General features: G+C 58.2%; 12 protein-coding genes. 4 read left to right on the top strand and 8 right to left on the bottom strand.

The genetic code is table 11. The features are described from left to right. Window positions 1-90 precede the first annotated feature (90 nt). Complete coding sequence (gene parE, locus T424_RS0119290) at window positions 91-2,130, bottom strand: DNA topoisomerase IV subunit B (protein ID WP_027489162.1); 2,040 nt, start codon at window positions 2,128-2,130, stop codon at window positions 91-93. A 245-nt stretch (window positions 2,131-2,375) separates the two neighbouring features. Between parE and T424_RS0119285 the strand changes: the two genes are divergently transcribed. The 4 genes from T424_RS0119285 to T424_RS0119270 all read left to right on the top strand — a co-directional run bounded on the left by T424_RS0119285 (window position 2,376) and on the right by T424_RS0119270 (window position 6,503). Continuing rightward, window positions 2,376-3,254 carry a phospholipase gene (locus tag T424_RS0119285; protein WP_027489161.1) on the top strand — a complete coding sequence of 293 codons (879 nt, stop codon included), beginning with the start codon at window positions 2,376-2,378 and terminating at the stop codon, window positions 3,252-3,254. A gap of 146 nt (window positions 3,255-3,400) precedes the next feature. Then, window positions 3,401-4,171 (top strand): triose-phosphate isomerase, encoded by a 771-nt coding sequence (tpiA, locus tag T424_RS0119280; protein WP_027489160.1) that lies wholly within the window; start codon window positions 3,401-3,403, stop codon window positions 4,169-4,171. 162 nt (window positions 4,172-4,333) lie between these two features. Next, window positions 4,334-4,747, top strand: a complete 414-nt coding sequence (gene secG / locus T424_RS0119275; protein WP_027489159.1) for a preprotein translocase subunit SecG — start codon at window positions 4,334-4,336, stop codon at window positions 4,745-4,747. Between the two features lie 118 nt (window positions 4,748-4,865). Continuing rightward, a complete protein-coding gene (locus T424_RS0119270) occupies window positions 4,866-6,503 on the top strand; it encodes a CTP synthase (RefSeq protein ID WP_027489158.1) in 1,638 nt (545 codons plus the stop codon). 55 nt (window positions 6,504-6,558) lie between these two features. Here the strand turns inward: T424_RS0119270 and mgrA are convergent, their stop codons facing one another. The 7 genes from mgrA to T424_RS0119235 all read right to left on the bottom strand — a co-directional run bounded on the left by mgrA (window position 6,559) and on the right by T424_RS0119235 (window position 15,248). Beyond that, window positions 6,559-7,593, bottom strand: coding sequence for an L-glyceraldehyde 3-phosphate reductase (gene mgrA / locus T424_RS0119265; protein WP_027489157.1), 1,035 nt, complete (start codon window positions 7,591-7,593; stop codon window positions 6,559-6,561). A 286-nt stretch (window positions 7,594-7,879) separates the two neighbouring features. Next, entirely contained in the window at window positions 7,880-9,013 is a 1,134-nt protein-coding gene (locus T424_RS0119260) for a Gfo/Idh/MocA family protein (protein ID WP_027489156.1), read from the bottom strand. Between the two features lie 19 nt (window positions 9,014-9,032). Next, a complete protein-coding gene (locus T424_RS0119255) occupies window positions 9,033-9,794 on the bottom strand; it encodes a sugar phosphate isomerase/epimerase family protein (protein ID WP_027489155.1) in 762 nt (253 codons plus the stop codon). A 52-nt stretch (window positions 9,795-9,846) separates the two neighbouring features. Further along, entirely contained in the window at window positions 9,847-12,291 is a 2,445-nt protein-coding gene (locus tag T424_RS0119250) for a beta-mannosidase (RefSeq protein WP_027489154.1), read from the bottom strand. A gap of 22 nt (window positions 12,292-12,313) precedes the next feature. Next, window positions 12,314-13,405, bottom strand: coding sequence for an ABC transporter ATP-binding protein (locus T424_RS0119245; protein ID WP_027489153.1), 1,092 nt, complete (start codon window positions 13,403-13,405; stop codon window positions 12,314-12,316). 3 nt (window positions 13,406-13,408) lie between these two features. Further along, a complete protein-coding gene (locus T424_RS0119240; protein WP_027489152.1) occupies window positions 13,409-14,353 on the bottom strand; it encodes a carbohydrate ABC transporter permease in 945 nt (314 codons plus the stop codon). Further along, window positions 14,346-15,248, bottom strand: a complete 903-nt coding sequence (locus tag T424_RS0119235) for a carbohydrate ABC transporter permease (RefSeq protein ID WP_027489151.1) — start codon at window positions 15,246-15,248, stop codon at window positions 14,346-14,348. The genes T424_RS0119240 and T424_RS0119235 overlap by 8 nt, the downstream gene beginning before the upstream one ends. Window positions 15,249-15,417: the final 169 nt, after the last annotated feature.

Below are 15,417 nucleotides of genomic sequence, written 5' to 3'. Positions count from 1 at the left end.
GCTTATCTGTTCAAAAGGCCGCGAAACACTTTGTTCGCGGCCTTCAGAGGGCTTACCGAATTTTGGAAAATCCGCGCCAGCGGCGATGCTTCAGATGTCCAGATTTTCAGCAAAGGCGGCGCGGTCCTGGATAAACCGGAAGCGCGCCTCCGGCTTTGTTCCCATGAGCGCATCCACGGCATCGCGCGTGCCTTCGAAATCCACGTCGTCGATGGCGACGCGCAAAAGCGTACGCTTTGCCGGATCCATGGTGGTTTCCTTCAACTGCTGCGGCATCATCTCGCCCAGACCTTTGAAGCGGCCAACCTCGACCTTTTTGCCTTTGAACGTCGTTTCCATCAATTCAGCCCGGTGCGCATCGTCCCGCGCATAAACCGTCTTTGCGCCCTGCCGCAGCACGTAAAGGGGCGGCACTGCCAGATAAAGATGGCTGCCGCGGATCAGCTCCGGCATTTCCTGATAGAAGAAGGTGATCAGAAGCGAAGCGATATGCGCGCCATCCACATCGGCATCGGTCATGATGATAATACGCTCATAGCGCAAGTCTTCGTCGCGATATTTGCTGCGCGTGCCGCAACCGAGAGCCTGCACGAGATCGGCAATCTGCTGATTGGCGGAAAGCTTGTCGCGGCCAGCACTGGCGACGTTCAATATCTTGCCACGAAGCGGAAGAATGGCCTGATTGGCGCGGTTGCGCGCCTGTTTGGCCGATCCGCCTGCCGAGTCACCCTCGACGATGAACAGCTCTGCCCCTTCAGCCGTGTTCTGGGCGCAATCCGCAAGCTTGCCCGGCAGGCGCAGCTTGCGCACGGCCGTCTTCCGGTTGACTTCCTTTTCCTTGCGGCGACGCAGACGTTCCTCGGCCCGCTCGATCACCCAATCCAGAAGCTTGGCGGCCTCTGCCGGGTTATCGGCCAGATAATGATCGAAGGGATCCCGCAACGCATTTTCCACGATGCGCTGGGCCTCGACCGTTGCGAGCTTGTCCTTGGTCTGGCCGACAAATTCCGGTTCCCGGATGAAGACGGACAACATGCCCACGGCAGAAATCATCACATCGTCCGTGGTAATTTGCTGGGCGCGCTTGTTTTGCGTCAGTTCACCATAGCTGCGCAGCCCCTTGAGCAAGGCAATGCGCAAACCGGCCTCATGGGTACCACCCTCAGGCGTGGGAATGGTGTTGCAATAGGAATGGACCTGCGGATCACCGCCATACCATGTAATTGCCCATTCCAGCGCGCCATGGCCATTGGTCTTTTCAGACTTTCCGGCAAAGATTTCCCGCGTGACGGTAAATTCCTTGCCAAGCGTTGCGGCAAGATAATCTTTCAACCCGCCGGGAAAATGGAACACGGCCTTGTCGGGAATCTCGCCCCCGGCAGGCAGAATTTGCGGATCGCAGGACCAGCGGATTTCCACCCCGCCGAAGAGATATGCCTTCGAGCGCGCCATGCGGAAGATACGGCCGGGATCGAACCTTGCATGGTCTCCGAAAATCTGCGGGTCGGGATGAAAGCGCACTCGCGTGCCGCGCCGGTTATGCACATCGCCAAGCTCTTCCAGTCCGCCTTGCGGAAGGCCGCGCGAAAAACGCTGACGATAGAGCTTGCGATTGCGGGCAACCTCAACCTCCAGACTGTCCGAAAGCGCATTGACCACCGAAACGCCGACGCCATGCAGACCGCCGGAAGTTTCGTAAGCCTTGCCGTCGAATTTGCCGCCTGCGTGCAGTTTCGTCATAATGACTTCGAGCGTGGATTTTCCCGGCACCTGCGGGTGGTTTTCCACGGGAATGCCGCGCCCGTTATCGGTGACGGTCAGGAATCCCTCGGCATCGAGATGCACATCGATGAAGTTGGCATGACCCGCAACCGCCTCGTCCATGGAGTTATCGATAACTTCCGCGAAAAGGTGATGCAGCGCCTTTTCATCCGTGCCACCGATATACATGCCAGGGCGCATTCGCACCGGCTCCAGACCTTCCAGAACCCGGATGGACGATGCGCCATAGTCATCGCCGCTGGCTGCCGGCTGTGGTTTCGGGGCGGCGGGCGCCTGCACCTTGACCTCAGCCTCTGTCCGGGGCGGTACGGCCATGGGCAGGTCCCCAAAAAGATCGTTGTCGTCCATCGTTTCGTCTATCGCTTTCTGTCGCCATGCCGCAGCAAAGGCAGGGAAGGCGCCGGGCGAACAGCCTTCTGGTTTTCGTTTTGTTCTCTCTAGCCCACATTGCCGCTGGCAGGCAAGACCGGGCTGCACTTTGTCGGTTCCCGCACATCTTGCCGCTTAGGGCCCATGGGCCGCAGCATCTCAGGAAATCTTTGCGTTTCTGCCGTCGCCGTGGCAAGGCTGCGGGGCGAAGGAGAGCTTTTCCCATGCAGATGTCCACAATTCATTTGGCTCGCCTGCTGTTTGCAGGCCTTTGCCTTGCGTCGCCATCCGCGTTCGCGCTGGATCTGCACCCTTTCAAAGATGAGCTTTTTTCCAGCCAGACCGTTCTGGAAAGCCGCGACGACGGCGATTTCCAGATCATCGATTATCAGGAAATGCGCGATATAAATGGCCGCGACCAGATACCGGAACGTCGCGTGAAAAGTGATTACGTGGCCCCCGGCGTGCGGAAATTTCAAAAGGACGAAACGCTGGATCTCGGCGCTGCCGGGCGGCTTGATGTCACGCGCACGGGCGTGAGCGACGGCGCGGCTTTTACCGTGATTTTCATACACGGGCGCGGTGGCGACCGTCGTCTGGGTGGAGATGATTACAGGTTCGGCGGCAATTTCAACCGCCTGAAAAATCTGGCCGTGGACAATGGCGGCGTCTATTACGCCCCCACGATAAAATCCTTCGATGCGCCGGGCGTGGACCAGACGGCGGCACTCATCGAGGAGGCGAGCCGTCGCTCCGCCGGACGGCCGGTCATTCTGGCCTGCGCGTCCATGGGCAGCTTCATATGCTGGGGCATTGCCCGCCAGCCGCAGGCCGTGCAAAGGCTGGCAGGCATGGTCATCATGGGAGGGGCGAGCGATAACAATTATACGGCAACGGCCGGTTTCAAGGCGAAACTGCCGATCTGGTTTACCCATGGCAGCAAAGACAGCGTCTACGCGGCGGGCGACCAGACTGCGCTTTACACAAGGCTGCACAAGGCAGGCTATCCCACGCGCTTCACCCTCTTCCTCACTGGCAGCCACGGAACCCCCGTGCGCATGACCGACTGGCGCGCTGTTCTCAACTGGTTTGCAAAAAAGTGAGTGCAAAATCGGGGCGCTGCGCGAATTTTCCGCAAAACTGACGCGAAAATTGCAGTTCTGCCTTGATTCAAGGCATGTTGCGTTGCAACTTGCCTGCTAATCTGTCACAGCTGTTTTCATTGGAATAGGGTTGGGTTGGAAGAGATATGACACCGGATATTCGACCGCTTGTCGCGGGAAACTGGAAGATGAACGGCACGCGCGGCTCGCTGGATCAGATCAAGGCGATTGCCGAAGGCGTGAAGGGTCCGCTTTCGCAAAAGGTTGAAAGCCTCATCTGCCCTCCGGCGACCCTGCTTTATGTGGCCACCGCCCTTTGCGAGGACAGCCCGCTGGCGATCGGCGGACAGGATTGCCACCAGAATGCCTCCGGCGCGCATACCGGCGACATTTCCGCAGAAATGATTGCCGATTGCTTTGGCACGCATGTCATCGTCGGCCACTCCGAGCGCCGCACCGATCACGCGGAAACGGACCATCTTGTTCGCGCCAAGACGGAGGCGGCCCATGCCGCCGAGCTCGTGGCAATCGTCTGCATTGGCGAGACGGCGGATGAGCGCAAGCAGGGACAGACGCTGGACGTTCTCAAGCGTCAGCTTGCAGGCTCCCTGCCCGATGCGGCAACGGCGGAAAACACCGTAATCGCCTATGAACCGGTTTGGGCGATTGGCACGGGCCTGACGCCCACCACCGACGACGTTGCCCAGGCCCACGCTTTCATGCGCGCCGAGCTGGCAAGCCGGTTCGGCGATGCCGGGCGCAAGATGCGCATTCTGTACGGCGGTTCGGTCAAGCCCGGTAACGCCAAGGAACTCATGGGCGTAGCAAATGTCGATGGCGCACTGATTGGCGGCGCAAGCCTCAAGGCTTCCGATTTCCTGGCCATTTATGGCGCCTATGCGGAGCTTTTGGGCTGACGGGATCGGGACCCGCCACTGGCCGGAATTGCTGGAAGTCTGGCGCTGCCCGGTCATTTTCATGAAGCTTTCGCATAAGGGCTTCCTTTGCGGCGGTTCCTCGTGTAGAGAGCCGCCGAATGCTTTTTTAGAACAGGCCCGGAAGGGCAGGATGGAAAATCCATGCAGACCGTATTGATCGTCATTCACCTCATGATCGTGATCGCACTTGTCGGCGTCGTGCTGATTCAGCGCTCGGAAGGCGGCGGTCTCGGGATTGGCGGCGGTTCTGGCTTCATGTCGGCGCGTGGCACGGCCAATGCGCTGACGCGCACCACGGCCATTCTCGCCACGCTGTTCTTCATCACCTCGCTGGCGCTTGGCATTCTCTCGCGTTACGAATCACGCCCGACCGATATTCTCGATCGTATTCCGAGCGGCCAACAGGCGCCTGCTGGCAATATTCTCGATCAGCTGCCGGGCTCTGCGCCTGCCGCGCCCGCTGGCAATGGCGCTAGCGCACCGGCAACGCCTGCACCCGCTGGCAATGCTGCGGCCCCTGCCCCGCAGCCGGGTGCAGTGCCCACGGGCAATTGATCGGTTGACGATCCCTTCGCTCCGGCGGGCTTGAAAGCGGCCCGCCGGTTTTTCTTTGTGTGTATCTTCGCCGTCCGGCAAAATAGGACTGGCGGAATCGATTCTGAAACGGTATCCGGTGAAGCCCATGGCGCGATATGTATTCATCACTGGCGGCGTGGTTTCCTCTCTTGGTAAAGGAATTGCGGCCGCAGCACTCGGAGCATTGTTGCAGGCGCGGGGCTACCGCGTGCGCCTGCGCAAACTGGACCCCTATCTCAATGTCGATCCGGGCACGATGAGCCCGACGCAGCACGGGGAAGTTTTCGTGACCGATGACGGGGCGGAAACCGACCTCGACCTCGGCCACTACGAACGCTTTACCGGCCGTTCTGCAACCAAGACCGACAACATCACGACGGGTCGTATCTACAAGAACATCATCGACAAGGAGCGGCGCGGCGATTATCTCGGCGCAACGGTTCAGGTCATTCCGCATGTCACCAACGAGATCAAGGACTTCGTTATCGAAGGTAACGAAGACTATGATTTCGTGATCTGCGAAATCGGCGGCACGGTCGGCGACATCGAAGCCATGCCTTTCGTCGAAGCCATTCGCCAGCTTGGCAATGAGCTGCCCCGTGGCACGGCCGTATACCTGCACCTCACCCTCATGCCCTATATTCCGGCAGCCGGTGAATTGAAGACCAAGCCAACCCAGCATTCCGTCAAGGAATTGCAGGCTCTCGGCATTCATCCCGATATTCTGCTGGTGCGTGCAGACCGGGAAATTCCGGAAGCGGAACGCCGCAAGCTTTCGCTTTTCTGCAATGTCCGTCCCTCCGCCGTCATTCAGGCGCTGGATGTGGCGAATATCTACGACGTGCCGATGGCCTATCACAAGGAAGGCCTGGATAATGAGGTTCTGGCCGCCTTCGGTATCGAGCCCGCACCAAAACCGCGTCTCGATGCCTGGGAAGAGGTTTCCAACCGTATCCGCACGCCGGAAGGTGAAGTGACCATTGCCATCGTCGGTAAATATACCGGCCTCAAGGATGCCTATAAGTCGCTGATCGAAGCTCTTTACCATGGTGGCATTGCCAACCGCGTGAAGGTGAAGCTGGAATGGATCGAGTCCGAAATCTTCGAAAAGGAAGATCCGGCCCCCTATCTGGAAAAGGTCAATGGAATTCTCGTTCCCGGCGGCTTTGGCGAGCGTGGCTCTGAAGGCAAGATCCTAGCAGCGCAATTTGCCCGTGAGCGCAAGGTGCCCTATTTCGGCATTTGCTTCGGTATGCAGATGGCTGTGGTGGAAGCGGCCCGTCATCTGGCGGGAATCGAAAAGGCCTCGTCCACCGAATTTGGTCCCACGGCTGAACCCGTTGTTGGCCTGATGACGGAGTGGATGAAGGGCAATGAGCTTGAAAAGCGCTCCGCTTCCGGCGATCTTGGCGGCACCATGCGGCTTGGCGCCTACAAGGCCAGCCTGAAAAAAGACTCCAGGATTGCTGAGGTCTATGGTTCGACGGAAATTTCCGAACGCCATCGCCACCGCTACGAGGTCAATATCGATTACCGCGAGCGGCTGGAAAATTGCGGCATGGTCTTTGCCGGTCTTTCGCCGGATGGCGTCTTACCGGAAACCGTGGAATATCCGGACCATCCGTGGTTCATCGGCGTGCAGTACCATCCGGAACTGAAGTCGCGCCCGCTCGAACCGCATCCGCTGTTCAAGAGCTTCATCGAAGCCGCCGTGGTTCGCAGCCGTCTGGTTTGATTGATGCACAGATTTCGAAAGCCCGCCGATCGCAAGACCGGCGGGCTTTCGTGTTTTATTTATCAAGCTCTGCCGATTGCGCCCAGAGATTGATATCGGCCTCTTTGGCGTAGATCTCGATCTCGGCCAGCTCTGCTTCGGCGAAGTGGAGATTATCCAGCGCTTTCACACAATCCTCGATCTGCGACACGCGCGAAGCACCGATCAGGGCGGAGGTGACGCGGCCGCCACGCAATACCCAGGCGATGGCCATTTGCGCCAATGTCTGGCCGCGCTTTTCGGCAATACCGTTGAGCTTGCGAATATTGTCGATGATTTCCGGGCGGATGAAATCCTTTTTCAGGAAGTGGTTTTGCGCCGCACGGCTATCGTCTGGAATGCCGCCCAGATATTTGGTGGTCAACATGCCCTGCGCCAGCGGCGAGAACACGATGGAGCCCATGCCAACATCGTCCAGCGTATCCAGCAGGCCGTCGGTCTCCACCCAGCGGTTCAGCATGGAATAGCTGGGTTGGTGGATCAGGAGCGGCGTGCCGAGGCTTTGCATGATGGCCACGGCTTCGCGGGTGCGCTGGGAGTTATAGGAAGAGATGCCGACATAAAGCGCCCTGCCGGACCGGACGATATGGTCCAGCGCCCCGCAGGTTTCCTCCAGCGGCGTTTGCGGATCGAAACGGTGGGAATAGAAAATATCCACATAGTCCAGCCCCATGCGCTTCAGGCTCTGGTCGCAGGAGGCGATCAGATATTTGCGGCTGCCCCATTCTCCGTAAGGACCCGGCCACATATCGTAACCCGCCTTGGAGGAAATGATCAGTTCATCGCGAAGGCCTGAAAAATCTGTTTTCAGGATGTCGCCGAAGGCAAGCTCGGCCGATCCGGGCGGTGGACCGTAATTATTGGCAAGGTCGAAATGGGTAATGCCAAGATCGAAGGCACGGCGGCACATATCCCGCTTCACCTGGTGCGGCGTGTCATCACCGAAATTGTGCCACAAGCCAAGCGATATAGCCGGAAGCTTCAGCCCGCTTTTGCCGCAGCGATTATAGATCATCCGTTCATAACGATTTTCGGCAGCGTGCCAAGTCATGGGAGGTCCTCCGTGTTTTAGAGCGCTGATCTGATTGAATCAGATCAGCGCTCTAAGATTTTATTTTTGAAGCATAATCTTGTCGATCCTCGTTTCACTCCGGTCGGATTATGCTCTACAGCGCCGTGCGTTTTCTCAAACGCACGGCGCTGTAACACTTTAAATCTGCTGCATAATTTTCACCTTAAATCGATTCCGATTTAAGGAATTATGCAGTAGCGTGCCGGGAGCTTTAACAAGAACCCGGCTTCCGCTTTTCTCAGACCATTGCTGTAATTATCCCATCCTATTTCAGCAAGGCCAATGCCTCCTCAACGCCCAGCGCTGCCGGTTGAGTGCAGGTGGTGGAAAGCGTAACGAACTGCCCCGTTTCGCCCGATTTGAGGATTGAGGTCATTACGTCCACGCCATGCAGCGCCCTGTCGAGCGAGCAACGGGCATCCCGCCCCTCCAGAATGGCCAGGGCCATGTCCGCAAGGCCTGCCGTGCGGTAATTGGCACGGGGGCCATGCGGGCTTTCCTGATTGTTGATGCCGAAGGGATGGTCCCAATCATCGAGCGGCTGGATTTCCTTGTCAGGGCCGGATGCCTCCACCGTGCCGCCGAAGAAATTTGGATCCGGCACGAAGAGCGAGCCTTCCGTACCGTAAAGCTCCATATTGGCATGACGATGCGCCCACACATCCCAACTGGCCGAAAGCGTGATGGTGGCTCCACTGACGAATTCCAGAAGCGCATGAATATTGGTGGGCGTCTTCACGGGAATGGTCTCACCATGGCGCGGCTGGCTGGTGATGGTTCGCGTTTCACTTGCCATGGATGTCAGCGCGCCGACGCGCTTGACCGGCCCGATGAGATTGATGAGATTGGCGATATAGTATGGCCCCATATCCAGCACTGGCCCACCGCCCGGCAGGAAGAAGAAGTCAGGGTTCGGATGCCACATTTCCATTCCCGGCCCCATGACATGGCATGTGCCGGAGGTGATGCGGCCCACGCCGCCCTGATCGATGTAACGCCGGGCAAGCTGATGGGCACCGCCTAGAAACGTATCCGGCGCGCAGCCGACGGAGAGGTTCTTCGCCTTCGCGATACGGCGCAAATCCTCGCCAGCTTCAAGGCTCAGCACCAGCGGTTTTTCGGAATAGACGTGCTTTCCCGCTTCCAGCGCCTGTTTGGACACGGGGTAATGCGCATCCGGGATTGTAAGGTTGACCACCACATGCACATCGGGATTAGCCAAAAGCTCCCGCACCGTCTGTGCTTTTACGCCATATTCCGCAGCACGCGCCTGCGCCGCCGCCATATTGACATCGCTGCAAGCCACCAGCTTGAGCCCCTTGAAGAGGGGCGCAAGCGTAAAATAAGCCGAAGAAATATTGCCGCATCCAATGATGCCGACGCCAAGTTCATCTGTCATGGGATCTATCCTGAGACTGTCAGAAGGATTTGAAGGAAGCGGCAGAGCGGTTAATCAGCCGGTCAATGTCCTTGGGATTGTCGTGTTCGACGATGAAATGTCGCACACCAAGCTTGCGTAGCGCAGGCACCAGCGCCTTCCACTCCACCGTGCCGTGGCCGACATCGGCCCAGCCGTCCTCGTCTTCATTTTCTCCGGCAGCGGCAATATCCTTCACATGAACCGCCGTGATGCGCTTGCCATAGCGCTCGATCCAGTCAAAGGGATTGGCCAGCCCGCGAATGATCCAGGCAATATCGGCCTCCCATGTCAGGCTGGGGCCGCCTGCGAAAATCTGGTCCTGCGGGGTGGAGCCATCGGCAAGCGCCACGAATTCGAAATCATGATTGTGCCATCCGAAGGTCAGCCCCGCATCGGTGATCGGCTTTCCTGCCTTTTCCAGCCTTTCGCCAAAGGCGCGCCAGCCTGCGGCCTCCGTGGGGCGCTGGTCGGGCATGAGATAGGGGCAATAAATGGCCTCCATACCCAGAATGCGGGCAATGGAAAGCACCTGTTGGGGCTGTTGTTCCAACATCTCGATGCTGAAATGCCCCGTGGGCATGGTGAGCCCGTTGCGGTCGAGATCGGCCTTCAGCGTCTGCAATGCGTTTTGATCCGCATCGGCATAATTGGCGCCATAGCCTTCCACATGGGTATAACCGGCCTGTTTGAGCCTTGGAAAAATATCGGCAAAGGGCTGAAAATTGCGGGCGCTATAAAGTTGAAAACCAAGAGCGGACATGGTTGGAACTCCTCCTAAGGCAACCAGCCGGAATATTCCGGCAAAACATGGATCAGCCCAGCGCCTGGCAGGACTGAAGATCGTAAAGGGTGAATTGCGGCAGGCTGGCCTCGGAAACCGGCGCCTGCGGGGTGAAGATGATCGTCCGGCTTTCATCTGCCGCAAGGTCGAAGGCATTGTCGCTGTAACGGCCCGGAGTGCGGCTTTCGATCATGACAAACAGCGCAAGGCCGGTGGCCGCAATGGTCAGCTCCACGGTGCCGTTTTCCAGCACACGGCTTTTCAGGCTGAGGCCGGAGGGCTGAAGCTCCAGCGCCTTGTAAGGCACCGGGGCATAATGGCCCTCGCCCGACATGCCGTTTGCGGCAGTGAAATTCCAGCCGACAAGACATGCCTGCGGCAGGTCTGAAAGCGCAATGCTGGCAATGCGTTGCGCCCGATCCGGCGGGCATTTCCCCTTGGCGGCCTTGAGGCAGATACGCTTGCCTTGCAGGGTAAGCGCGAAAATATCCACCTCCACGTCCACCGGCTCGAGCCCATCATTGACCATGGAAAAATCGAGCGTGACGCCATCCTCGTTCGGAATGGCCGCCACCGTGACCGGCTGGAAAAACCGTCGCGCCATGTAATGCATGGCTTTCCAACGTCCGCCGTAGTCGAGGCTGGACCAGGAGGCGACCGGCCATGTGTCATTGAGCTGCCAATAGAGCGTGCCCATGCAATGCGGCTTCAGCGAACGCCAGTAATCCACCGCCGTCTTGATCGCCAATCCCTGCTGGATCTGGCTCAGATAGACGAAATTGGCAAAATCTTTCGGGAAACGGAAATAGCGGAACATGGTGCCCGCGATGCGCTCATTGCCACCGGCATTCTTCTGGTGCAGCTCCATCACCGGCGAGGCGATGTTCATGTCGTTTGCCTCGGCAAAACTTTCGATCACCGGCAGCGACGTATAGGACTGAAAGCCGAATTCGGAGCAGAAGCGCGGGCGCACGGTCCGGTAATTGTCGAAACTCTTGTTCTCGTGCCAGACCGACCAGTAATGCATGTCGCCCGAGCCATCGGCGTGCCAGGCATCGCCGTAATCGAGATAGCCGGAAGCGGGGCTCGATGGCCACCAGATGGCCTGCGGAAAGGCGCGTTTCACGCCCTGCTCTATCACCCGGTTCAGCCGGTCATAGGCCACCAGATAACGATCGCGGTTATTGCGGCTTTCCTCGAACCAGGTGAGCGCACCCACCAGCTCGTTATCACCGCACCAGAGCGCGATGGATGGATGCGATTGCAGGCGGCGCACCTGATAATCCACCTCAGCCGCCACATTCTCCAGAAAATCCTCCGAGCAGGGATAGAGATTGCAGGCAAACATGAAGTCCTGCCAGACCATCAGGCCCAGCCGGTCGCAGAGCGCATAGAACCAGTCCGCCTCGTAAAACCCGCCACCCCAGACGCGGATCATGTTCATGTTGGCGTCCCTGGCCGATTGCAGCAGGTCTTCCGCCTTTGCTGCATCGGAGCGGGAATAGAGGGCATCGGCAGGTATCCAGTTGGCGCCCCGGCAGAAAATTTCCCGGCCATTGACCTTCAGCGCAAAGCGGCTGCCCGCCTCGTCCGCATCGGTCACAAGCTCGACGATGCGAAGGCCGATGCGCTTTTGCACAAACGCCCCCGGTACCGAGACCTTGAGATCGTAAAGCGCCTGTTCCCCGCTGCCGGCGGGCCACCAGAGGCGGGGATTTTCCACCTCGAACACATGGGTGATGACGGTTTCTGCGGCATTGATGCCGCAATCGAGCCGCACGCGCTCACCCTCAAGCTCGAAATGCACCGGCACGACGGCAGGTTCGCTTGCGAAAAGCGTTGCCTTGACCGTAACATCGACACGGCCATTGGCGTGATGCAACTGGCTGACCTCCACATGCTCGATGCGCGCCGGATCGAGTTTGCAGACGGCAATGCGGCCATAGAGGCCAAGCGGGGCGATGGCGATGTTCCAGTCCCAGCCAAAATGGCATTGCGGCTTGCGCAGCATGTTGCCATTGGCAATCGGCGAATTACCGGGGTGGTAGGGAATGTAAAAGGGCTGGCGCGCCTGCCGCTCGGCACCTGCCTTGATGGCGGAATGAATGACGATGCGGATTGCGTTCTCGCCAGGCTGAAGTGCCGCCGAAATATCCGGCCGGTAACGACGGAAGCAATTATCCGCCGACAGAACCGGGATGTCGTTGATGAAAACCACCGCCACCGTATCGAGATTATCGACATCGAGATACCAGCTGCCTTCGACATGATCGAGGCTGAAAATGCGTGTCAGCACCCAGTCTTCATGGGCAACCCATTGCACGACGTCCTCATTGCGTCCGGCATAAGGATCGGGGATGATGCCTGCCGCATGGAGAGCGGAATGCACATCGCCGGGAATGGCGATTTCACAAGAATGATCGCCACTCGCCGTTGAAAGGCTCCAGAGGCCGGAAAGATCAAGATCATTGAGCATGGGGCTGGCTCCTTCTCGCGTTTCAGATCCGCTCTTCCGTCTGCGCATCGAAAAGCGAGGCAACGGACATGTCGAAGGCAAGGCGAAGCCTGCTTCCCGGTGCATGGCGTCGGGTTCCGGCAATACGGACGGATACCACCTGCCCGGCAAGCTTCAGCCACAGCAGATTATCGGCACCCATCGGCTCTTCAATGTCCACCACGGCCTCATGCGCCTCCTGCCCCGGCGCAATATCGCCATCGACGGCGATATGTTCCGGGCGCACGCCAAGCACCACCTTCTGACCGGCAACAAGCGGGCTTTGGGCGGCATAACCTTCCAGTGAAAACTCATGCCCACCGCTGACAAAAGAAAGCCTGCCGCCCCGCTCCGCCACCTCACCCTTGAAGAAGTTCATCGACGGCGAACCGATGAAGCCCGCGACGAAAAGGTTTTTCGGGCGGTTATAGATCGTCATCGGATCGGCAAGCTGCTGGATCACGCCGCCCTTCATGATGGCGATACGGTCGGCCAGTGTCAGTGCTTCGATCTGGTCATGCGTCACATAGATCATCGTATTTTTCAGCGACTGGTGCAGCCGCTTGATTTCCACGCGAAGCTCCGAACGCAGCTTGGCATCGAGATTGGACAGCGGCTCGTCGAAGAGAAACACATCGACATCACGCACCAGCGCCCGGCCGATTGCCACACGCTGGCGCTGGCCACCGGAAAGGGCGGCGGGCTTGCGCTTGAGAAGCGGGCCTATCTGCAAAATTTCGGCGGCCCGCGCCACACGCCTTTCAATATCTGCCTTCGGCACCTTGGCCACCTCAAGACCAAAGCACAGGTTCTTTTCCACCGTCATCTGCGGATAGAGCGCATAGGACTGGAACACCATGCCGATGCCACGATCCTTGGGCTCTTCCCAGGTGACATTGCGGCCCTTGATGAAAATCTGCCCTTCCGACACATCCAGCAGCCCGGCAATGCAATTGAGCAGCGTGGACTTGCCGCAGCCCGACGAGCCGAGCAGCACCAGAAATTCGCCGTCGTGAATATCGAGATTGAGGTCTTTCAGCACCGTGACGGCGCCGAAGCTCAGGGAAAGATCGCGAATGGAGACGCTCATAGTCATGGATTATCCCTTCACTGCACCGGCAGCGATGCCGCGGACGAAAAGACGCCCGGAAATGAAATAGACGATGAGGGGAACGGCGCCGGTCAGGATGGTGGCCGCCATGTTGACGTTATATTCCTTCACCCCCTGCACGGAATTGACAATATTGTTGAGCTGCACCGTCATGGGGTAGGTATCGGGCCGGGTGAACACCACGCCGAACAGGAAGTCGTTCCAGATACCCGTTACCTGCAAGATCATTGCCACCACGAAGATCGGCAGCGACATGGGCAGCATGATCCGGACATAAATCTGCCAGAAGCCTGCCCCGTCGATGCGTGCCGCCTTGAACAATTCCTCCGGCAGGGATGCAAAATAATTGCGGAACAGCAGCGTCAGGATGGGCATTCCGAAAATGGTGTGAACGATCACCAGTCCCGAGAGCGAGCCGTAAAGACCGATCTCCCGCAGCAGAATGACAATGGGATAGATCATCACCTGATAGGGAATGAAGGCGCCGATGACGAGGATGGAAAAGAACAGTTCCGCACCCTTGAACCGCCAGTTGGCCAGCGCATAGCCGCTGACGGAGGCGATGACGATGGACACCAGCACCGATGGCACGAGAATGCGAACGGAGTTCCAGAACCCCCGCGAAAGCCCATCGCAGTTGAGGCCGGTGCAGGCCTGCGCCCAAGCCTTTACCCAGGGCTCGAAGGTGATTTCCATCGGCGGTGAAAAAATATTGCCCATGCGGATTTCCGGCATACCCTTGAGCGAGGTGACGACCATCACGTAAAGCGGCAACAGGTAATAGGCGGCGGCCACGAACAACAGGCCGTAAAGAACGATATTGCGCCGGGACAGAAGAGGTTTCGGCTTGCGCCCGCTCGGGCCTTCCCCCAGCCGGGATTTCGCGGGGTCGATGCCCGCGGCAACAGCATTGAGTGTGGAGTGATCAGCCACGCTTTTTCCCTCCAAATTCCAGATAGGCCCAGGGGATGATGATGATCGCTACGGTCAGCAGCATCATGGTGGAAGCGGCAAAGCCTTGCCCCAGATTTTGCGCCTGAAACATGTAGTCATAGACATATTTTGCAGGCACTTCCGAGGCGATGCCGGGGCCGCCGCTGGTCTGCGCCACCACCAGGTCGTAGACCTTGACGATGCCGCTCGCAATGATGACCAGCGTGGTGATGAAGACCGGGCGCATCATGGGAATGATGATGAAAACATAGGTGCGCCACATGGGGATGCCATCGACGCGGGCCGCCTTCCAGATGTCTTCGTCTATGCCGCGCAGGCCCGCCAGCATGAGGCACATGACAAGCCCCGTGCCCTGCCAGAGACCGGCAATCAATATGCCGTAAATGACGATGCAGGGATTATAGAGCGGATCGAAGGTGAAATCCGCAAAGCCAAGCGAGCGCACGACCGACTGCACGCCGAATTCCGGATTGAGCAGCCATTGCCAGACCAGCCCGGTGACGATGAAGGACAGGGCAAAGGGATAGAGAAAAATCGTGCGAAACACATTCTCGAAACGGATCTTCTGATCCATCAGCGCCGCCAGCACGAAGCCGATGACAAGGCTGAAAATCAGCGACAAAATGCCGTAGATCGCCAGATTTTGGATGGACACTACCCAGCGGTCCGATCCCCATAGCCGATCATACTGGTCAAGGCCGATGAAATTCAGCCGGGGCAGCAATTTCGAATTGGTGAAGGAATAAACCACCGTCCAGACACTGCCGCCGAGAAACACCACAAGGGCAATCAGGATCATGGGAATGGATGCAATCTTTGCATTCAGATTGCGAAACAATCGATTGGGTCTGCCGGTTCGGCCCGGAGCCGCCATGAAGGCCTCCTTACATCGCAACAGCATGATTTTTTTCAAAGGGTCCCCGTGCGGCAGGCCGAAACCTGCCGCAGGCGCAATTATTCCGACGTGAGAACCTTACAGCGCCGTGCGTTTTATCAAACGCACAAAGGACGCTGTAACACTTTAAATCGGCTGCATAATTTTC

It is taken from the genome of Allorhizobium undicola ORS 992 = ATCC 700741 (assembly GCF_000621665.1).
In the GTDB taxonomy this organism is placed as follows: domain Bacteria; phylum Pseudomonadota; class Alphaproteobacteria; order Rhizobiales; family Rhizobiaceae; genus Allorhizobium; species Allorhizobium undicola.
Note: the sequence above shows the minus strand (reverse complement) of the source record. Positions and strands in the feature narration are given on the sequence as shown.

Excerpts from the sequence above, each read along its gene's own strand:
- secG (WP_027489159.1), top strand. The coding sequence starts at position 4,334 with ATGCAGACCGTATTGATCGTCATTCACCTCATGATCGTGATCGCACTT.
- T424_RS0119285 (WP_027489161.1), top strand. The coding sequence starts at position 2,376 with ATGCAGATGTCCACAATTCATTTGGCTCGCCTGCTGTTTGCAGGCCTT.
- T424_RS0119260 (WP_027489156.1), bottom strand. The coding sequence starts at position 9,013 with ATGACAGATGAACTTGGCGTCGGCATCATTGGATGCGGCAATATTTCT.
- T424_RS0119250 (WP_027489154.1), bottom strand. The coding sequence starts at position 12,291 with ATGCTCAATGATCTTGATCTTTCCGGCCTCTGGAGCCTTTCAACGGCG.
- T424_RS0119255 (WP_027489155.1), bottom strand. The coding sequence starts at position 9,794 with ATGTCCGCTCTTGGTTTTCAACTTTATAGCGCCCGCAATTTTCAGCCC.
- T424_RS0119235 (WP_027489151.1), bottom strand. The coding sequence starts at position 15,248 with ATGGCGGCTCCGGGCCGAACCGGCAGACCCAATCGATTGTTTCGCAAT.
- tpiA (WP_027489160.1), top strand. The coding sequence starts at position 3,401 with ATGACACCGGATATTCGACCGCTTGTCGCGGGAAACTGGAAGATGAAC.
- parE (WP_027489162.1), bottom strand. The coding sequence starts at position 2,130 with ATGGACGACAACGATCTTTTTGGGGACCTGCCCATGGCCGTACCGCCC.
- T424_RS0119245 (WP_027489153.1), bottom strand. The coding sequence starts at position 13,405 with ATGACTATGAGCGTCTCCATTCGCGATCTTTCCCTGAGCTTCGGCGCC.
- mgrA (WP_027489157.1), bottom strand. The coding sequence starts at position 7,593 with ATGACTTGGCACGCTGCCGAAAATCGTTATGAACGGATGATCTATAAT.